A 22,470-nucleotide genomic window follows, 5' to 3' on the forward strand; every position below is an offset into this window, starting at 1 on the left:
TGAAGTACCAAAATAAAGGGTACAAAATAGTAGTGTGATTCGCGTAAAGTAGGGACGTTTTATTAAAACGTCCTCATGAATCACAACATAACTCCTCTTATTTAGAGGCATTTTCAGAAAAACATTTAGTAGAGAATATGGAGAGGGGAGAGATTTTTTTGACTCTTCCTTCTTTCTTCAAACAAGCCATAAATTTTTGATAAAAATGATAGACTCGTTCAAAACAGCATTAGAGAAAGAATTGACAGACGGAATATTAAAATATTGGTCAGAACAAACCATAGATCACAAAAATGGAGGGTTTTATGGTCAGATTTCCTATGATAATAAAGTAAATGCAGAAGCGGACAAAGGTGCCATTATGCATGCTAGAATTTTATGGACTTTTGCGTCAGCATACCGTCAGTTAGGAGATAAAAAATATTTGGAAATTTGCGATTATGCTTATGAGTATATTAAGGCAAATTTCTTAGATGAGAAAAATGGTGGCGTGTTTTGGATGGTCGATTATTTAGGAAATAAAGTAGATGGAAAGAAGCAGATTTATGCGAATGCTTTTGTGATCTATGCCTTTTCAGAATACGCATTGGCAAAAGGGATCATTGAGCCATTGGAATTGGCTTTGAATATTTTTCAAGACATTGAAGAGCATTCTTTTGATAAAGAGTTGAATGGTTATTTTGAAGCATATACAGAAGAGTGGGTGTTGATGGAAGACCTACGATTAAGTGAGAAAGACAAGAACGAAAAGAAAACAAACAATACACACTTACATATTTTAGAAGCCTATACGACATTATACATCGCTACAAAAAATCAAAAAGTAGGACAACAACTTCGTAATCTAATTGAATTATTCTTGGATAAAATCTTAGACAACGATACTTATCATTTCAAACTTTTCTTTGATGAAAAATGGACATTGAAATCAGATGAAATCAGCTATGGCCATGACATTGAAGGGGCTTGGCTGATTCAGGAAGCGGCTGTAGCATTGGGTGATGAGACACTTTTGGAGAAAGTAAAAGAAGTGGCAGTCAAAATAGCAGAAGTGACTTTAGCAGAAGGTATAGCAGAGGACGGAGCAATTGTCAATGAAGGTGATCCTTCAGGAATTACAGACACGGATAGACACTGGTGGCCACAGATTGAAGCCATGGTAGGTTTTATCAATGCTTATGAAAACTCAGACAATGAAGTGTATTTGCAAGCGGCACATCGACTATGGAAATACACGGAAGCCCATTTAATCAATAAAGAATTTGGAGAATGGTGGTGGAGAGTGGACGAAAACAACGTTCCTAATTTGGAAGAAGATAAAGTTGGTCCTTGGAAAGCGCCTTATCATAATGGCAGGGCGTGTATAGAAGGGATCAAACGCTTTGAGAAAATACAATTAGCACAGACAACATAAATATTATCATAGAATAATTTTGTACATCATGGTTAAAACTATGGTGTGCAAAATATCTGAGTTCTAAAAACATGAATGAAATGAAAAGATTAAATACACTATTACTATTCGTGCTCTTATTGGGAGTATCATGTGTAAAGCAAACCACGGAGCAAAGCAACTCCGCTAAAAACAACTTTGTAACCATAGAAAATGGAGCCTTAATGCTGAATGGTCAACCTTACTATTTTATGGGTGCCAATTACTGGTACGGTATGAATATCGGTATGGAAAAATTAGGAGACCGTCAACGTTTGATCAATGAATTGGATCAAATGAAGGCGATGGGAATTACAAACTTGAGAATCTTAGCGTCTTCTGAGGGAGATGAAAACCAAGCATTCCAAGTGCATCCAACAATGCAATCTGCTCCAGGAAAATACAATAAAGAAGTGCTAGAAGGGTTGGACTTTTTCTTAAATGAAATGGGAAAAAGAGAGATGAAAGCAGTGATGGTATTGAACAACTTTTGGACTTGGTCAGGAGGTATGCCACAGTACTTGCAGTGGGCAGGAAAAGGAGAAGTACCTTATCCTCAAATTTCTCAAGAATGGAGTAAGTTCACGGATTATTCTAAACAGTTTTATGCCAATGAAGAAGCATCAAAAATGTTTGATGATCACTTGAAAGTCTTGATCACAAGAACAAATTCAGTTTCAGGAGTAAAATACACAGAGGATCCTACCATCATGTCTTGGCAATTGGCCAATGAGCCAAGAGGTTACAGCGAAGTGGAAGAGTATCATAAATGGATTACAAAAACATCTGCTTTGATCAAATCATTAGATCCAAATCACTTAGTTTCTATTGGTTCGGAAGGTGATTCACCAGGACCAGATGCTGGAATTAATCTTTTGAAAGATAGCGATGTAAAAGACATTGATTATGTGACAATTCATATTTGGGCTCAAAACTGGGGATGGTATGATCCTGCAAAACCAGAAGAGAAGTTTGAAGAGACGAAGAAAAAAGTAAGAGAATATTTATACAAACATGTCAATGATGCAAAAGCATTAGGTAAGCCATCAGTATTAGAGGAGTTTGGAATCGCTCGTGATAATGATGATTACTCACCAAATGCCACGACAGTTTGGAGAGACAAATACTACGGTTTTGTCTTTGATGAAGTATACAAGTTAGCCAAAGAAAATGCTCCAATATATGGAATGAATTTCTGGGCTTACTCAGGTGAAGGAAGACCTCCAAGACCGAAGGAATTTTGGAAGAAAGGAGACAATTTCTTAGGAGATCCTCCACATGAACCACAAGGATGGTACGGTGTATATGATAAAGACCAATCCACTATCCAAGTGATTGATGATTATGCAAAGAAAATGAACGGGTTAACATCAAAAGTGATTGCTGAAAACGCTCAATAATGATGATGAAATCTATTAAAAATACAATGAGTGTTTTGTGTGGAATATTGCTCATACTCCTCCCGAAGGTGTATGGGCAAACACCAACTGCACCGCCCAATGTCATTGTGATTCTGACAGATGATCAAGGTTGGGGAGATTTTTCATTCACTGGAAATGAACACCTTTCAACGCCTCATTTTGATCAAATGGCGAGCGAAAGTGCAGTATTAAACCGTTTTTATGTAAGTCCGGTTTGTGCTCCTACTCGTGCGAGTGTTTTGACAGGTAGATACCATTTGAGAACAGGAGTTTCTTTTGTCACAAGAGGAAGAGAAAATATGAGGTCAGAGGAAGTGACAATTGCAGAAGCATTCAAATCTGCGGGTTATACTACAGGTTGTTTTGGAAAATGGCACAATGGAGCACATTATCCTGAAAATCCACAAGGACAAGGTTTTGATACTTTCTTAGGATTTACTTCAGGACACTGGAGCAATTACTTTGATACATCTTTGGAATACAATGGAGAAATGATTCCAACCAAAGGTTATATCACGGATGTATTGACCGATTCTACTTTAGCTTTTATTGATAGAAACAAAGAAAAACCATTTTTCGCATTCGTTCCATTAAATGCTCCTCACACGCCTTACCAAGTAGGTGATGAGTATTATGACTTGTACAAAGACATTGATTTTGGATACGGTGAAAAGCAAAATAAGAAAATTGCGACGATCTATGGTATGTGTAAAAACATTGATGATAACGTAGGAAGAATCCGTCAGTATTTGAAAGAAAACGACATGGAAGAAAATACCATTCTTGTTTTCTTAACGGATAATGGCCCCCAAGGTGAACGCTATAATGGACCATGGAGAGGTGGAAAAACATCCATCCACGAAGGAGGTTCGTTGGTGCCTTGTACATTACAATGGAAAGGAAAAATCAAACCCCAACAAAAAGGTGCTTTGACGGCACACATCGACTTAATGCCAACACTTTTAGGGTTAGCAGGTGTAGAAAAGCCAAGCGAAGTAGCGTTTGATGGTATTGATTTAAGTGCTTATTTATTAGAAGATAAAACACCTCGCTCAAGAAAGCTTTACACCCATATGACGGGTTTTGAAATCACAGCAGAAAGAGGAGCAGTCAGAGAGGGAGAGTATAGATATACAACCGAATACGGTAAAACAGGCTTGTACAACTTGATGGTTGATCCTTCAGAAACGAAAGATTTACAGGAACAATTTCCGGAGAAAGCAAAGGAAATGAAAGAAGCTTTTGAAGCGTGGTATGCTGATGTCACTTCAGCCGGATTTGCTGATTTGAGAATCCCGATGGGTTATAAAGAAAGCCCAAGAGTGGTATTAGCAGTTCATGAAAGTAGTGGAGAAGGAGACTTGAAATTTAAAGCCAACGAAAATGGTTGGGCACATGACTGGTTCTTAGTCAGTGGAGATGCATCGATCCAATGGCCAATCGAAATTGTAAAACCTTCTACTTTTAATCTTTCATTAAAATATGCTGGTAAAGCGGTAAAAGGAGATATGATTGAGGTGGCATTCGGTGATCAAATCATCAAAAAGAAAATCAAGAAAGATTTCAAACCTATAGCATTACCCACTCCAGATAGAGTGATGAGAGAGCAAGAGGCCAAAGAACAAACCTGGGGTACTTTGGATTTAGGAGCAATCACTTTGCCTGCTGACAAAATCAAAACCTGCACGCTGAAAATCCACAAAAAAGGAGCTGGTGTATTGGAAGTGAAGGAGATTGTAAGTAGGAGAATGGATTCTCTGTAGAATGATTAACGTAAGTTTTTTCAAATTTGAATCTGGCGCAAGTGTTTAGCCGAAGGCGTCACTTGTGCTTGAATTTTGTGATAAGTCTGTAGACTTATAGCAAAAGAAAATAGACCTAAAAGTCAACAGACTTTTTACATATAATTAGGTCCAAGTCACGCTTACAGCTTAAGACTTGAACCAGTTTAAGGAAAGCATCTCAATGCTACTTTTTAAGATAAACAAAATAGAAAATTACAATTCAATTTTTGATTATGGAACATAAAATGATTACTAACTTATTATTACTTCTAGTAGGGCTGATGGGCTGTTCTTCAGAAGACACCCCTTCAGATCCAGTCGTACAGAATGGCAATTTGTCATTGGCTGTAACGATCAATGAGGATGTAGAAGAAAAGACTGCATTCAGATTACAGAGTGAAGGAAGCGGAGTGAAAGTTAACATTGTAGACGCGGAGGGAAAGACGGTAGTTTCTTATGCTTCCATTGAAACGGTGCCCGAAGCAATCGAACTACCTTCTGGTGTGTATAAAGCCAAAGGTGAGAGCAATTCTTCCGCGCAGTTTGGGTTTGACGACCCTCAATATGGAGGAGTTTCAGAAGATTTCTCTATTCAAGCAGAGCAATTAACTAGCTCTAGTTTAGAATGTAAATTACAAAACTCTAAAGTGACAGTAGACTATTCTGATTTGGTGAAAAATCAATTCGGAATGTACTCATCAGTTGCGAAGTCTTCTTTCGGTGAATTAGTTTTTGAAAAAACAGAAACAAGAGCAGGTTATTTCAGATCAAGTGGAAACCTTTCTGTAATTGCGACAATTGGTAAGGGAGAGAGTCAATTGACTTCCGAAATCACAATCAATTCCATTCAACCGACGACACATTATGCGGTGACGATCGACATCGATCAAGGAACAGGAAAATTAGTGATTTCTGTAGATGAAACAATTTTAGATGGAGGAAGCAAAGACATAGTGATTACACCGATTGAGGGAGAAGCTCGCCCAGAGTATAACACCTCTATTGGTTTCTTTACAAAAAATGGAAAACTATACGATGCCAACGGAATGGAGTTTATTCTAAGAGGAGTAAACAACGGTCATTTCTGGTTTGACAGCGGAAATAGAAATACAGCCATCAATGCTTTAACGCCAATTTCGGCATATCATTCCAATACAGTGAGAATGGTTTGGCAAACGAACTATGTACCGAGCCAATGGAACAATGTACCGGAGACGGATCAGTTGAGAAAAATGATCAATACTGCAATTGAGAAAGGCATGGTGCCGATGATTGAATTACATGATGTAACGGGTGATGAAAGTAAAGAGAACCTTTTGAAAATGGCAGAATACTATGTAAGACCTGACATTTTAGGGGTAATGAAAGAATATGAAAGTATCCTTTTGATCAACATCGCCAACGAATGGAGTGGTAAAACCACCACGTACAGAGATGCTTATAAAGAAGCCGTGACTATGATGCGTACAGCAGGTTTGAAGCATACATTAGTGATTGACGGAAGTGGCTGGGGACAAGATATGACACCAATTTTTGACTACGGTCAAGAGATCATTGATAATGATCCGCAGAAAAATATTCTTTTCTCAGTACATATGTATCAGAGCTACAGAAACGAAACAACGATCACTTCTAACTTGGAAAAAGCGTTAGAAATGAAGTTGCCATTGATTGTGGGTGAATTTGGATTCCAGCACGGAGGTACTGCCGAAAACCCAATTCAGATTCCGTATGAGCATATTTTATCAGAATGTGAACGCCTAAATATTGGTTGGTTAGCTTGGTCTTGGAAAGGTAATTCAGGAGGAGTGGAGTATTTGGACTTATCAACGGATTGGGAAGGTACTTCATTGACCGATTGGGGTAAGGGTATTGTGAACGGTGTGAATGGCCTGCAAAATACATCAAAGAAAGTTTCAGTTATTAAATAATTAGTCCGATGAAAAACATTAAAAATATAGTAATGACACTTTTCGTAGGCTTATTAATAGTAAGCTGTAACGAAAAGCAAACGTTAGAAAAAGAATTAAATGAAGGGCAGTTAGTATTGCAATTCGGATCAAATGCAAGAACAAATCAAGACCTCAATGACTACGGTTTAAAAGTGGAAAATGCCTCTGGCGAAGTGGTACTTTCTTATGAGAAAATTTCAGAAGCACCAGAAAAAATCAGTTTGGCAGTAGGCAATTATACAGTCAAAGCATTTAGTGCGGAAGAAATGCCTTATTTCACTTTTGATGCCCCTTATTATTATGGAGAAAAAGCGTGTACAATAAATAGTGGAGAAGAAACGGTAGTAGATATCGTTTGTGCACTGAAGCATGTAAAACTGATGATCAACTTTGATGAGCAGATTACAAGTACTGCAAAGTCTTATTCAGCGGTGATTCAAAGCACACATGATGAAATCACGATTGATGCCTCAACTGCCAAAACGGTCTATGCCGAACGCTCTGCTTTAATCATTTCAACAACCATTGAGGAACAAGATGGAACGATGATAAAGAATAAACAAATTGTGTCAGGTTTAGAGTCTAAATCTGAATACACTCTGAATATTTCATACTAGAATTTATAAGATTACTGAAAAGCTGCTTCTCTTTGAGAGGCATGCTTTTCCTATTAACAAACTCATAAAAGTTCTACTACACACCTATAAAAATTACATGAAATGAAAGACTCTATTTTTACTCTTTTTTTAATTCTTCTATGTCAACACTCTTTTTCGCAAGAAAGATCTTTTCAACATATCTCTGATGCTTCCGGATTAACGAACAAAGTAGTAAAAGATATTTACAGAGATCAAAAGGGATTTTTATGGTTGGGTACTCAAAATGGTTTACACCGGTACGATGGCTATGAGATGAAAATCTATAGATCCTCTTCAGAGGAAAGTAAGTCATTATCGACCAATGATATCAATGTTATTTTTGAAGATGACCAACAGCAACTTTGGGTGGGTACTACTCATAATGTTCATATAATGAATGCTGATGGAGAACACTTTAGGACATTAATACCTCGTTCGCCATTTGGTACAGAAGCATTTGCGTTTGAAATTTCTTCTATTCTCCAAAGTCAAAAAGGAACAATTTGGGTAGGGACAAAAGGTGCAGGACTCTATCAATTTAATTTGAAAGGACAATTGATCAGTCATCATTTAGCAGATCAGCAACACCCACATTTGTCAACCATAAATACGTTAGCCGAAGATAAGAATGGCAATATATGGATAGGTCATGAAGGACTTCACCTCAGTATTTATTATTCCCACCGAGGTATATTCAGACAATTATCGGTAGATCAAAACAAAAGTTATTTTTCAAAAAATACAGCCAGTAAAATCACCAAAATTCTTCCTGTAAGTACGAAAAAAATATTGATTGGGACATTACAAAATGGTGTTTTTGCGATTGACCCAACCACTCAAAAAGTCAATTATTTACAAGAAGTTAATCAGGGGCTGAAACATCCAAGTATTAAGGATATTGTGATGGATGACTTTCAGAATATTTGGCTTGCTACTTCTGATGGCCTTCACCAACTGTCTAGTTATTCGGATCAGATCATTAGAATTTACCGAAATAATGACTTGAACAATAAGTCCATCGCTGGCAATGCCTTACTTTCTTTACATTATGATCAACAAAATATCTTGTGGTGTAGTGTATCCGGACAAGGGGTAGATTACATAGAACCGAACTTCAAAAAGTTCAAAACTTACAAGAGAGAAGTGATGAATCAAAACAGTCTGAATCACACTACCGTTCAAGCTATTTTTGAAGATCGACATACAAATTTATGGTTTGGAACCAGTGGAGGTGGACTGACATTTTTAGACACTAAAAAGAATAAATTCGAACATTTTGTTCCAGAAACAGGAAATCCTACCAAACTTCAAGCGTGGGCTGTTTTTGCCATTCATGAAGACCATAAAGACAACATTTGGGTAGGTTCTTACTTGGGTGGATTATCGAAATTTGATAAAAAAACAAAGACTTTTAAGACCTATAAGAATAGTCAATGGGATAAAACGAGCCTTCCTCATGATGATGTGAGAGCTATTTTTGAAGACAGTAAAAAGCAATTGTGGGTAGCGACCAATGGCGGCGGTATTGCAATTTTTGATACTGAAAACGAGACCTTCAAAACTTTTAAAAGAGAAGAAGGAAAAGAAGATCAGACGCTTTCTAGTAATTGGACTTTGAATATTTTTGAAGACTCAAGAGGCTGGATTTGGGTAGGTACTTATGGTGGTTTATCCGTTTATTATCCTAATGAAAACCGTTGGGTAAACTTTATGAATGACACAAAAGATAGTCATTCTCTCACACACAATTGGGTGTATGCGGTTCATGAAGATAAAGTTGGAAATATATGGATTGGTACAGCGGGAGGATTGAATAAAATTGAAACTCAACAACTCAAACAGCCTATCAATCATTATTCAAAAGGCTTGATGACAGCATTTAGAGAAGAACAAGGTTTGAGTAGTAATAGCGTTCATGGAATTTTAGAGGATGATTTTGGGGTATTGTGGTTAAGTTCTAATAGTGGTCTTTCCAAATTTGACAATAAGAATAATAAAATAACGCACTATACAAAAGATGATGGTTTGCAAGGCAATGAGTTTATTCCAATGGCATTTTGTAAGACAAAGGCAGGAAGGTTAATTTTTGGAGGGAATAATGGGGCCAATGCTTTTCTCCCTAATGAAATCATCAATAACCCTTATAAACCACATGTTTATCTGACAAGTTTTTCACTTTTTAATCGTGAAATCAAGCCGGATTCTACTTCAACTATATTGCAACAAAACATAAGTATCACTGACGAAATCAGTTTACACTATGATCAAAATGTATTGACATTCAGTTTTGTAGCGTTAAATATGATTTCGCCAGAAAAAAATCAGTATGCTTACAGGTTGGAAGGTTTTGATAAGGGTTGGAATTATGTTGATGATAAAAGAGAGGCTATCTATACCAACCTTGATCCAGGGGAATATATTTTCAGAGTAAAAGGAACGAATAATGACGGACTTTGGAATGAGGAAGGGCAGGAAATTTTGTTGATCATACAGCCTCCTTATTGGCAAACGTGGTGGTTTAGATTACTCGTTTTTGCAGTGTTACTGTTGAGTATTTTCTTGGGTTACAAATGGAAAGTTCGTGCTTATAAAAGAGAGCAACAAATCTTAGAAAAGACAGTAAAAGACCGCACTAGAGAATTGGCTGAAAGGAACAATGACCTTGTGATGATCAATGAAGAAGTGCAGCAGCAGGCGGAAGAATTGGAGATGCAAAGAGATAATTTATCCAACACGAATAAATTGATTTCGGAGAGAAATATGGAATTGAATGATAAGAATAATAAGATCTCTAACTTGCTCGAACAATTGCAGACGGCCAACGGTGAAATTACGCAGAAAAACAGGCACATTACTGATTCCATTCGTTATGCCCAAACCATGCAAGAGGCCATTTTACCAATAACAGAGCAGTTTTCGTCTTACTTTCAAAATCATTTTATCTTATTCAAACCAAAAGATATTGTATCAGGTGATTTCTATTGGGTGAGTGTAAAAGATGAAAAAAATAGACTTTTTATCGCTTCTGTAGATTGTACAGGGCACGGTGTACCGGGAGCATTTATGTCGATGATTGGGATGTCACTCTTGAATAAAATTGTCAACGAATACAATATCGAAGACCCTTCTTCTATCTTAATTCATTTGGATGAAGGTATCCGAAAGGCTTTGAAGCAAGAGCATTCTAAAAACACAGATGGAATGGACTTGAGTATAGTAAGAATTGATCAGGACGGAGAGGAAAAAAACTTATGCTTTTCTTCAGCAAAAGGTTCAATGTACATCTACTATTCAGACCAAAAAGAATTGCAAAGAGTGGTAGGAGATAAGATTTCCATTGGAGGAATAAGACGTAAAAAAGAGAAGAAATTTACAGAACAGCATTTCCAATTGAAAAAAGATGATCGCTTCTTTTTACTCACTGACGGCTACATAGACCAATGTGATGAAGATCGTAAGAAATTTGGTTCAGTGAAGTTCGAAAAAATTCTCAATCAAACCATTCGCATGCCTTTGGAAAGACAACATCAATTGTTATTGGATGTCTTAAGAATCCATCAAGGTGAAATGGAACAACGAGACGATATTACAATTTTAGGCTTTGAAATATAATGTAAATGATAGTGGGTAGGGCGGTCCATTGCACTGCCCTACAACAAATTAAATGATGCAAATAAAACCATGAAATAACAGTATAAACCAACTAGCTATGAAGAAAAATGAATTATTAAAATTGGGTTTTAAATCTTTTATTCTCCTTCTCTTATCTGCTACAATTATTGAATCCATTTACATTATTAATGTAGAGAATAGAGAGGATTATATCTATAATATTTATCTGATTGTATTGCAGCTTTTGATTCTAATTTCATTGATGACCTATCTTTTCTTTTATAGAAAAGTGAAAGAAGAGAAAGCATTGATTCAAGAAAGAACACAACAAAAAGAAGATGAATTGATCTTGAAAATTGATGAAATTATACAATCAAAACTCTCTGATTCAGAATTTAATGTCGTTGAAATCGAAAAAGCAATTGGCGTCAGTAGACCGGTCCTTTTAAACCGTTTCAAAAGAGTAAAAGGCACAACGCTAGTCAATTACATCAAAAAAGAACGACTCAAAAAAGCCGAAGAGCTTTTGTTATCCTCATCAGACAACATCTCTGAAATAGCTTATAAAGTGGGCTTTTCAGATCCAAAATATTTTAGCAAAGTATTCCGTCAGGATAAGGAATTAACACCCACAGAATACCGAAGACAAAAACAATTCATCGAATAGATTTTTTAGTAGCAAAAATTTCATTTCATGTTGATAGGGGTATGTAGTTTACATATCTCTATTTTTTTTGTAATAAACTATATACGAACCCTGTAGGGACGTTTTAGTAAAACGTCCAAACGCACCATCATTTTACAGTTATAATTTTCCCCAAAAAACAATAAGGTGTAATAAATTAAATATCCCCCAATCCCTTAAAAAATTACACTTTATAAGTGTTGAAAATACAGACTTTTGAAAAGAATTTTTAACTAACGTATTACTATGAAGTCTGAAATGAATAAGATGTTACGCATCTTGAAATGGTTAATTCTAACCCTTTCACTTTATGGGGTAAGTACCGCTCTGGTACAAGCCCAAAACACCAACAATATTGAGTCAGCTGCAATCAGTTGCTCTTCTGATGATCACTGTCCTCCGGGTTATGTGTGTGAAGGTTGGCCGACTTATGAATGTGTTCCTGATGGATCGGGGGGAAATAATGGTGGAGACAATGGTGAAAACCCGGATCTACCAACTCAAGGGGCGAATAAAATTGGTATTTTATGGACCTCATGGGATGTCTCTCATTTTACAAACTATTCAACGTACATTGATAATATGGATAGTTGGGGTATTGAATATGTTTCTATTAACCCTACTTATTTTATCAACACCTACGAAGAGGGAATTATTACACAGTGGGAAGGTGCAGAGAAAACACCAAGTATTGCATTGCAAAAATCGGTAATCAAGGAGCTTTTAAGCAGAGATTACTATATCAACTATAGACCGCATATTGACCCGATCAAGTATGCGATGCCGATGGGAGCTACGAGAGATAATTGGAGTACCGTTCCTGGAGGTCAAGATTGGAGAGGTAAGTTTGATCAATTTGATCCGGTAGACCCGACAATTGGCTACCGTGAATTGGTCATTTTGCCTGGGCTTCAAATGCTAGCAGAAGCTATCCGAGAAACAGGAGCACCGACAATGCCCATCCGATTTGATTTAGGGGCTGAATTAATGGATGCCATGTTGAATTACCCTAATGAATGGATACAACTTCGTGATGAGGTAGAAGGATTGTTAGCAACGACCTATAGCGATGTTGCACAACATATCACATTGAGCCACAACTTCTGTCATCATATTGAACTCTTATTGAGTATTCCAGAACACCAAGATTTCTTTGAGAGAATAGAGCCTAATCAGCAATTGAATCCTGAAGCACAGTTCTTAGATAGAGCCGGTGTAACCAATGAAGACAGAGCGGCAATTGGTAGATATATCGCTGGGTTAGATGAAATGACAATATCTCAATATATGCCCTTGGATATCTTCGCTCAAGAGGGTGCAATGACTACTCCTGATCAGGTAAAACAAGCCTTATTGTGGCACGAGGATAACTTTATCAATGAGGTATTAATTGGTGCTCTTGGTATTGCACCACAAGATATTCCGGTTTTACATATTGGTGAATATGGTATGGGCTGGAGAGGTTTAGCCGCCCCTAATGTATGGGATAGAAATGCGTGGTTAGATGCCGGAGCGGGACAGTATATTTTAAATGATGAGGAACAAAAAGCAGATGCAGCAATCGCTATTGATGGAATTTTGAAATATGTAGCAGACGATTCTGAAACGAAATTCAACTCCTTCCTATTATGGTTTGGTGGTGCACCTTACGATGTGATTGGAATTAATGAACATTCTGAGTGGTATAATGCCACTGCTGCGGATACGTTATCAAATTATTGGAGTACACATGATGGTGCGCCTGCTACATTACTTCCACCATTTGAAGTTCCTATTGATGTTCCTGTGGCTAAAGCGGGGTTGAATCAGACCGTTATCGATGAAGATGGAAATGGTGTGGAGACTATTACACTTGATGGAAGTGCAAGCACTGATGATGTTGCAATCACTTCTTATGCTTGGTCAGATGGAAATAGCGTAATTTCTACTGATGCAATCGTGTCACTTGAGTTGGCTTTAGGTACTTATACATTTACACTGACAGTGGGTGATGCGGATGGCAACACGGATACAGACGAGGTGGTCATTGTAGTAAGGGAATCATTACCCAATCAAAACCCAGTAGCTGTTAGTAGTTCACCAAGAGTGACAGATGCAGATAACAACGGTGTAGAAATGGTGACTTTAGATGCTTCAGAAAGTACAGATGATGGATCTATTGTTTCTTATGTGTGGTCAATGGAAGGGACTGAAATTGGTACAGGCGTTTCCATTACACAAGAATTTGCTGTAGGAACACATACAGTAGAATTAACCGTTACGGACGATAAAGGGGCAACAGGCAGCACGTCGGTGACTGTAGTTGTTAATCCATTTAATGCCAATAGAATGGACAGAGTTTTAGTAGGCAATCAATCACTTTTCTTATCCGGCGGTAACTTAGCATGGTATAATTTTGCCAATGATTTTGGAGAGAAAACCACCAACTTAGCCTACTACGAGCAAGCGATTTCAGATTTTGCAACAAGAGGCGGTAATTCCATGAGACTTTGGGTGCATATCAATGGCGCAAACAATCCAGAATTAGATGCCAATGGTTATACTTCGGGTCTTGAGCCTTCTATGATTCAAGATTTAAGAGATGTATTGGACATCGCTTACGATCACAATGTAGTATTAAACTTGTGTTTATGGTCGTTTGATATGTTGAATACAAGAGATTATCCAATAGAAGTATCTCAAAGAGCGAAAAAACTATTGGAGGAAGAAAGTAATATTGATGCTTATATCAACAATGCATTGATTCCAATGGTCAATGGTTTGAAAGATCATGAGGCTTTATTATCATGGGAAATTTTCAATGAGCCGGAAGGGATGAGTAATGAATTTGGCTGGGACTTTACAGACCACGTTTCAATGGCAACCATCCAACGATTTATCAATAGACTTTCAGGAGCGATCCATAGAGAAGATCCTAGTGCCAAGGTGACCAATGGTGCATGGTCCTTCAAAGCCAATTCTGATATTTTTTCAGGGGTGGAGAAAAACTATTATTCTGATGCAGAATTAATCGCTGCAGGTGGAGATGCATTGGGTATTTTGGATTATTATCAAGTCCATTATTACAGTTGGGCAGGCACTACTTACTCTCCATTTGTGCACCCTGCATCCCATTGGGAACTGGACAAACCATTAGTAATTGGTGAGTTTTATGTTGAAGATCAGCCGGGTGCAGTGGCAGAGGAAGATCTGTTTAAAATTCTTTATGACAACGGCTACGCTGGAGCTTGGGGATGGCAGTACAGAACCTATGATGACGGTGACAACACTGATGAAATTCATAGAGATGCCATGCTAGCCGGTATTAAAACAATTGACGGTTATCCTGATATCGCTATTGATCCAAATAGAAATCACAAACCTGTTATTGTGGGTACGATCAATAGCTTTAGAATAGATAAAAATGCATCAACATTGGCAGGGTATTCAGATCTAAATACGGTCTTTAATGATCCAGAAGGAACGGCAATGAACTTTACTGTAGAAACAGTTCCTGCAAATGTAGTGCTTCCATCAGTCAGCAACGGAATGTTATCATTGGCCTTTGCAAACAATGCTACAGGAGAGGTGAAGGTAACAGTCACGGCAACTGATTCGGGATCGCCATCGGCATCAAGAGCATATGACTTTATTGTCAGTGTCAACGAACCTGGAACGGGCAACTTAGCACTTTATCAGCCCGTAACAGCGTCTTCAGTGGAAGAAGGAGCCAACACTGCTGAAAGTGTAAATGACGGGGATCAATTGACAAGATGGTCGAGTTTGTATGAGGATCCAAGCTGGATTGCGGTAGCATTTGATCAGGAATACTCCGTTAATGAGGTGAAATTGTATTGGGAAGGTTCATACAGTTCGCAATATGAGATTCAAGTATCACAAGACGGTGCGTCATGGAATACTGTTTATACCAACAATGCAGGTACAGGAGGAGAGGACATTATCACTTTCCCTGCTGTCAATACAAGACATATCAGAATGTTCGGTCTCCAAAGAGCATTAGAATGGGGACACTCCATTTATGAGTTTGAAGTGTATGGTGACGTTCCAAAATCAATTGCTGCTAATGCTGGCCCAGACCAATTCTTGAATGATAATGATGGAGACGGTGTAGAGATCGTAACATTGGATGGTACAGGATCAGCGGACAGTGAGCAAACTATTGTCGCTTACGAATGGACTGAAAACGGAGAAAGTATTGCTTCAGGTGTTACAGAAAATGTAGCATTAACAGTAGGAGAACACTTGATTACTTTAACAGTCACGAACGACCAAGGTATCAGCAGTTCAGATAATGTGAAAGTGACAATCTTACCAGCCGGATGTCTTTCAGACGCAACTCCTTTGGCCTCGAATTGGTCATTAGGAAATGAGTGGTCGGATCAGAACAATGGTTCAGGTTTATCCAATGCAGGTGGAGCGTTAGTATTAAGCCATAGAATGTGGGGTAAAACGGACATATGGATGATGCAAACAGGCGTTCCTTTAACTATTACTCAAGGTGAAACAGTTAGCCTATCTTTTGATTTCAGTGCAGCAAGTACTCCGGCAGTTACCGCTATGAATGTTGCATTAATTTCTTCTTTCGATAACGAAGGACCTGTAGAGATTATACAATCAGGTATTAACGTGACAGGTCCATTTGAAACAGGATTCAATACTTACAATGTTGACTTCACGGCAGCAGCAACTGTGAATAATGTGTACCTAGCCTTTTATTTGGAATTCGCTTCCCAACCGAATCAAGTGGTCACTTACGCTTTGAAGAACTTGACAGTTTGTACAGGTGCAGTAAGTGATAACCTTCCTCCGGTAGCGAATGCAGGCATAGATCAACAATTGACAGACAGTGATAGTGATCAAGATGGATTGGAAACTGTTGCATTAGACGGTACAGCAAGTACTGATGCAGAAGGGGAGATTGCTTCTTATCGTTGGATGTTAGAGGGAGTAGAGATAGCGACAGGTAGCAACCCAACCGTAGAATTGTCAGTAGGAACACACCTGATTACATTAATTGTAACAGATGCCGATGGCTTAACCGCCACTGATGAAGTAACGGTTGTTATAGAAGATGTGCCGTTTGAAGAAGGTATTCTTGAAGCTGAAAATGCAACCTTGACTTCAGTAACTGTAGAAACAGACGCATCGGCTAGTGAAGGTGCTTACGTTCACATGCAAGGAGAAGGCACAATCACTTGGACCTTCAATGCATCAACGGCAGGAACTCAAACCATCAAGATTGCATATCTCTTACCTCATGGCAATAAAAACCAATATGTGGATGTCAATGGAACTTCCTTAGGAAGCATCTTATTCGAAGGCCCTACAAACACATGGTTAGAAAAAACGATCGATGTTGAAGTGATTGAAGGTCGTAATACCGTGACCATCAATAAGCATTGGGGCTACATGTATTTTGATTACATAAGTACTGGAACAGTTACAAGTTCTAACTCTAGAGCAGTGACTCAAAATACAATACCAACACTTGACAAAGTGATAATCTATCCAAATCCAGCATCAACAGTGATTACAGTTGATACAGAAGCATTCGAGTCAGTAACGATCTATGACTTGAAAGGTATTGCCTTGATCAATTCTAATGATCCAACGGTTCAGGTTGGTGCATTGGGTTCTGGTATCTATTTGGTCAGAGTAAATACTGCAAATGGAGTGAAGAGCCTAAGATTGAGTGTAAGATAATGTAAAAGGATTTTGAATGCGAGGTAAAAGCCTCGTGTTCTTTTACAGCTAGAAATTGATAAAAAGCAGCTCATTCTTTTCATGCTGATGTAATAATTTGGTGTGAGTGAATGAAATAAGGGTGAATTTGAGAAAGGATCAAACTAATATCAGTATCATAAAAGTGAATTATAGTGACACTTTTTTGACAAAACACTTTATCAAAAAATGGGAACCCTTTAAATGATCAAATTTCTCTTTTTGGAAAGCTCACGATATTTGTCGTGGGCTTTCAATTTATATCAGATATCGGTGATGAATCATAACTAAAAAACACATTATCATGTTGCTATAAAATTATTACAAATTGAAAGATTAAGGATAAATAATCGTATCATGATCACTTACATTTGTAATGTAATAATTTAGAAAAGAAGGTTAATTAGACAGTTTTATCACCTCTTCTAGACGGCATATTAGAAGAAAGAATTTATTTCAAAAAGGTTAAAAATACTTTTAGTAGTTAATAAGTAAATACTATCATTTCATAGAAAGTTAAAGCATAGATTCACGTGAATCTATGCTTTTTTGTTTTCTAAAAGATTTGCAAATTCTTGTTTAGATGAAGCGAAAATGTGGTAAGCTTTTGATCCCTTATTCCTAATTTCTTTTCTCGGTTATTTCCCTTTTCTATATTCTGAAGGAGTGACCTTGTATTTCGCTTTAAACTTAGTAGAGAAGTACGAAGCATTATTAAAACCAACTTCGTACATGACTTCTGCTACAGAAATTGATTTATCATTGTCTAATAGATGAATTGCCTTTTTTAAGCGATAGTCTCGAAGGTACTCACTTGCTTTTGCACCTGTAATTTTCTTGAATTGAAGATAAAACTGTAGATAAGTCATATCTAATTTACTGGCAATTTGATTCACATTAAAGTTACTATCTTTATAATTTTCTTCAAGTACATTCTTAACTTTAGCAAGCCACTGTTCATCCTCAGAAAGAAGCCCTGTAGCATTACCTTCATTTTCATTGATATCAATCTTAATTTTTTCTGCTTTTTCTAGTTTTCTGTTCAATAGGTTATTGATTTGTAATTCTAGAATACTTGGTGAGAAAGGTTTTCCCATATGTAATTGAGCCCCTTTTTCCATTACTTTTTTCTTACTATTAAGATCTAGCATTGCCGTTAGGAAGATGATTGGAATAGGGTTGGTAGTACTGTTTTCTTTTAATTTATCGGCGAGTTCATAACCATTCATTTTAGGCATATTTACATCTAAAATGAGCAGGTCAGGATGTACTTTTTGTGCAACCTCATATCCCTCTATTCCATCATTGGCCGTGTAGATTTGGTATTTGTGATGAAATAAGTCATAAATTAATTCTCTGATCTCAGGGTTATCTTCCACAACCAAAATTTTGGTTGCATCATTGTTCTCATAATTTACCTTATTCTTGTCTGTTGTTAAGTTTGATACCGGAAGAGCAATTTCTTCATTTTCTTTTTGAACCGGTATTGTGATGGTAAAAGTTGTCCCTTCATGTATCCGACTTTTCACATCAATATCTCCCTTATGCAGTTCAAGTAACTCTTTTACAAGATAAAGCCCAATACCACTGCTTTCAAACATGGTATCGTGATTGTCAGATTTATAAAAACGCTCAAAGATAAAATGCATATCTTCTTCCTTGATTCCAATCCCCGTATCTTCTACCACAATGACAAGCTGTTCATCGATTTGATCTACCGAGAAAACTACTTCTCCATTTTTTTCAGTATACTTAAAAGCGTTCGATAAAATATTGAAAATGATACGCTCTAATACTGCTTTATCAAACCATCCACTGATGCTTTCTTTTTCAATGGCTACTACATAATTGATTTTCTTATCAATTGAATATTCATTAAAAGCATCTGCTGTTTTTTTGATAAAAGGAATAATATCTTGATGGATCAAATTGATTTCCATCTTTCCTTTATCCATTTGTCTAAAATTAATCAATGAGTTGGTCAGGTTAAGCAACCTTTTTCCATTGATATTAATCTTATCTACAAACGTTTTTAATTCTGGTGCTAATCGATTATCATCTGCTAGCTGTTCAAGCGGACTTAAAATAAGCGTTAAAGGTGTTCTAAGTTCGTGGCTAACATTCGTAAAGAAAGTAAGTTTTGCCTCATTGATTTCTTGTAAATGTTCTTTATCTTTTTTTTCAGCTAATACTTTTTTCTGTAATACAATCATATTTGAAAAATAGCGGTAAAGGCTAAAAAAGAGTAAGAAAGTAATAATAACATAAATAATAATAGCATAAACGCTAGTATACCAAGGTGACTCTATAAAAATCTTGAGTTGTTTGATCCCCATGTTTTCTAGTCCTTCTACATTGTCACCTTTTACTTCAAACATATATTCACCGGGGGGCAAACTGTTGTAACTAACATCTTTTTGAGTGGATTTTTGAATGACCCATTCATTATCAATTCCTGTTAAGCGATAAGTGAAGTTGGTGTTGTTTTTATCTCCATAATAAATAGCTCCAAGTTCAAATGATATTTGATTCATATCATAGGGTAACGTAATGGAAGATACGTCATAAATGGGGTTATTGAGAATCACCTTGTCGTCATAAACATGATGAGGTATTATTTCTTCATTATTCACCCTCAATTCAAGAATTTGAGGGTTATAGGAGATCGGAATATTTTTAATTTCCAGTGGATTGAAAACAACAATACCTTTTTTACTCCCCATCAGAATAGTCCCGTATTTGTCTTTATCGTAGGCACCTTTCTGGAATGAATTGGAAACCAAACCATCTGTAATTGTATATATTTTAAAGGATTGCTTGTTGGGGTCAAATTGAACAATTCCTGCATTAGTAGAGAGCCACAAATTATTATTCTTATCTTCCAATATTGCATTTATGATATTGTCTGGTAATCCATTTTGAGTAGAAATTTGTTCAAATCGGATGATCCGCTCATCTTTTTCAATACACTTATGTAATCCTCCCCCAAAAGTACCAATCCACAGTACTTTATTTTCACTTCTGTAGATGGCACTGATTCTATCATCGGCTAAAGTATTTTGGTTTCTTTTCAATGAAAAATAATGTGTGAGATTCTTCAATTGTTGATCTAGATGGAAAAGGCCCTTATTAGTACCAATTAAAATACCCTTTTCTTGATCGTTATAGATTTGATAGATCTTAGCTGTTTTTAATTTCTCTAAGTTTTCTAATGCAGTGATTTGAAGCACTTGATCACTTACCACTTTTTTATGGTTTAAAATAATGGTATAGAGTTGATGATTAGAATGAATTATGACATTTCCGTTCACTTCTTCAATTGCATTGACAGCTTTAATGGGTATGTTTTTTTCGTGTGAGTTATATATCAACCTTTGACTTTTTGAATCAAAAATTAATAACCCTTGAGGAGTCCCAACAAATACCTGTTGGTTGATTTCTTTTAAACATAAAATAGCTTGGTCGGCAAACAGTTTACGGAACTTAATGTCCTCTAGCGACTTTAAATTAAAAGGTTGAGTGTTGATATTCAATCCATTTTTTGATGTGCCCACCCATAAGTGTTCATAAGAATCAATAAGTATTTGTTGAATATGATTAGAAGTTAAGCCCGTAAGTTTAGGAAGGGTTTTAGAGATAGTATAAAAAGGTTGCTTATAAGGGTTATAGATACTGATACCTCCCAAGCCAGTAGCGATCCAAACCAGCCCTGTTTTATCAATTAATATGTCATTGATGACGTTACTGCTCAGACTATTTTTATGGTTTGAACTTTGATAATGAATAGTCTCGGTTGTTTTTAAATTATAGTTGACTATTCCTTTTCCTTCTAATACAACCCAAAGATTATTCTTACCGTTGTAGAATAACTTTTTATTGAAATACCCATCCAATGACTTTAGTTTGAGCAAAATTGTTTTTTGGAGTTTAACCTTTTCCCATTTCAAATCAAATACAAAAATGTTTTTATTGGCTGAAAGGTAGAGTAGATTTTCTTTTTCATTGATACAGATATCTTTGAAAGTGAAAGCTCCCATATCACGTTTATCAATAACATCCTGCCAATTGAGATGATTGTCTTCTAATAGGTTAGCAATGATGATTTTTGATTCACTCAAAATAAAGAAACGATTATCTTTCTTGATCACTTTTTGAATACCAAATGCCTTATTGATATTAATATTTTGAATCGAGACTGTTTTATTTTGAGTATCGTAACAAATTATTTTACTATTCGTGAAAACTAACTTTTTAGAGTCATTAATTGGAAAAACATTGACAACTAATTCCTCTTTACTAATGTATTTATTGAGTGTTTTAAGTTCATGAAATTGATTGGTAGAATAAGAATATGAGCAAAACCCTTTTTCAGTAAAGAGCCACATATTTCCTTTATAATCATCATGAAAAAAGTTGACAGAATTTCCTAAAATTGAATTTTTATCATCTGTATGATGATGATAGGTCATAAAAGAGTTACCATCATATTTGATCAAACCATTGGGGGTACCCATCCAAATAAAACCAAATTTATCTTGGTGTAAACTACCAATTGTATTTTGATTTAAACCATCTTCGTTAGTAATTCTTTCAAAATAATGAGGAGAATTAGCATTCACTTTATTAACAGTCAAAAACAGTAAGGTGAATAGGAATATATAAGTTGTTTTTTTTATGAACATAAGTTGTAAATACTATTAGGTATAAAATCTGCCGCTGGAATAATTAGGTAGATAGGAATCAAAAAAATCAATTTGAGTATTAAAGTACCTACAACGTCAAAAGTAATTAATTTTATTGTTCAATGAATATCATCATGTCCTCAAATCTAACATCATTCGTAAAAAAGGCATATGTTCAAATTTTACATTCCCTTTATTATTTCTTTAAAATAGGCGAATAGGTACTGAAAATGTATGTTGTATTATATTTTATGATCATTGAATATAGAACACTCTACTTTAAAACATCTAATAAGTAAGAATAATTATGAACAGCTAAAGTCAAATGTGCAAATAAAGTGATAAGTACTAAGCCAAAAATAAATCATAGTTAATTCTAATTTATTTTTTGTGAGCACAACGCTAAAGAACGTATTAATAGTGGTTCTATTGAAAGTTTTTTGAAGGATGTAATCGCAAAACAATAAATAGAATTAGTATTAAATAATTTTGGCTTGGCACTTATTATATAGGGTGTTTTTTTGCTCTTTTATATATAATATG

Annotated in this window: 9 protein-coding genes; 8 read left to right on the top strand and 1 reads right to left on the bottom strand. The window is 36.2% G+C overall.

Annotated elements, in window-relative coordinates; genetic code table 11:
• The first annotated feature begins 205 nt into the window (after nt 1-205).
• From IC221_RS04480 to IC221_RS04515, 8 genes are all read left to right on the top strand, one after another.
• On the top strand, nt 206-1,414 hold the full coding sequence (locus IC221_RS04480) for an AGE family epimerase/isomerase (RefSeq protein ID WP_188167811.1): 1,209 nt from the start codon (nt 206-208) through the stop codon (nt 1,412-1,414).
• A gap of 80 nt (nt 1,415-1,494) precedes the next feature.
• A complete protein-coding gene (locus IC221_RS04485) occupies nt 1,495-2,832 on the top strand; it encodes a cellulase family glycosylhydrolase (protein ID WP_188167812.1) in 1,338 nt (445 codons plus the stop codon).
• A 5-nt stretch (nt 2,833-2,837) separates the two neighbouring features.
• Nucleotides 2,838-4,616 (top strand): arylsulfatase, encoded by a 1,779-nt coding sequence (locus IC221_RS04490; RefSeq protein WP_188167813.1) that lies wholly within the window; start codon nt 2,838-2,840, stop codon nt 4,614-4,616.
• Between the two features lie 266 nt (nt 4,617-4,882).
• A complete protein-coding gene (locus IC221_RS04495) occupies nt 4,883-6,568 on the top strand; it encodes a DUF4493 domain-containing protein (protein WP_188167814.1) in 1,686 nt (561 codons plus the stop codon).
• Nucleotides 6,569-6,576: 8 nt separating this feature from the next.
• Entirely contained in the window at nt 6,577-7,206 is a 630-nt protein-coding gene (locus IC221_RS04500; protein WP_188167815.1) for a DUF4493 domain-containing protein, read from the top strand.
• 102 nt (nt 7,207-7,308) lie between these two features.
• Nucleotides 7,309-10,839, top strand: a complete 3,531-nt coding sequence (locus tag IC221_RS04505) for a two-component regulator propeller domain-containing protein (protein ID WP_188167816.1) — start codon at nt 7,309-7,311, stop codon at nt 10,837-10,839.
• Nucleotides 10,840-10,936: 97 nt separating this feature from the next.
• The gene (locus IC221_RS04510; protein ID WP_188167817.1) at nt 10,937-11,506 is read left to right on the top strand and encodes an AraC family transcriptional regulator; all 570 of its coding nucleotides are present in this window, start codon (nt 10,937-10,939) and stop codon (nt 11,504-11,506) included.
• 264 nt (nt 11,507-11,770) lie between these two features.
• Nucleotides 11,771-17,227: a PKD domain-containing protein gene (locus IC221_RS04515; RefSeq protein WP_188167818.1), complete on the top strand. Its 5,457-nt coding sequence runs from the start codon at nt 11,771-11,773 to the stop codon at nt 17,225-17,227.
• A 656-nt stretch (nt 17,228-17,883) separates the two neighbouring features.
• Here IC221_RS04515 and IC221_RS04520 read toward each other — a convergent pair.
• Complete coding sequence (locus tag IC221_RS04520; RefSeq protein WP_188167819.1) at nt 17,884-21,927, bottom strand: ATP-binding protein; 4,044 nt, start codon at nt 21,925-21,927, stop codon at nt 17,884-17,886.
• Nucleotides 21,928-22,470 lie beyond the last annotated feature (543 nt).

The sequence above is a fragment of the Flammeovirga sp. EKP202 genome (assembly GCF_014534745.1).
In the GTDB taxonomy this organism is placed as follows: Bacteria; Bacteroidota; Bacteroidia; order Cytophagales; family Flammeovirgaceae; genus Flammeovirga.

Excerpts from the sequence above, each read along its gene's own strand:
- IC221_RS04480 (WP_188167811.1), top strand. The coding sequence starts at position 206 with ATGATAGACTCGTTCAAAACAGCATTAGAGAAAGAATTGACAGACGGA.
- IC221_RS04485 (WP_188167812.1), top strand. The coding sequence starts at position 1,495 with ATGAAAAGATTAAATACACTATTACTATTCGTGCTCTTATTGGGAGTA.
- IC221_RS04490 (WP_188167813.1), top strand. The coding sequence starts at position 2,838 with ATGAAATCTATTAAAAATACAATGAGTGTTTTGTGTGGAATATTGCTC.
- IC221_RS04495 (WP_188167814.1), top strand. The coding sequence starts at position 4,883 with ATGATTACTAACTTATTATTACTTCTAGTAGGGCTGATGGGCTGTTCT.
- IC221_RS04500 (WP_188167815.1), top strand. The coding sequence starts at position 6,577 with ATGAAAAACATTAAAAATATAGTAATGACACTTTTCGTAGGCTTATTA.
- IC221_RS04505 (WP_188167816.1), top strand. The coding sequence starts at position 7,309 with ATGAAAGACTCTATTTTTACTCTTTTTTTAATTCTTCTATGTCAACAC.
- IC221_RS04510 (WP_188167817.1), top strand. The coding sequence starts at position 10,937 with ATGAAGAAAAATGAATTATTAAAATTGGGTTTTAAATCTTTTATTCTC.
- IC221_RS04515 (WP_188167818.1), top strand. The coding sequence starts at position 11,771 with ATGAAGTCTGAAATGAATAAGATGTTACGCATCTTGAAATGGTTAATT.
- IC221_RS04520 (WP_188167819.1), bottom strand. The coding sequence starts at position 21,927 with ATGTTCATAAAAAAAACAACTTATATATTCCTATTCACCTTACTGTTT.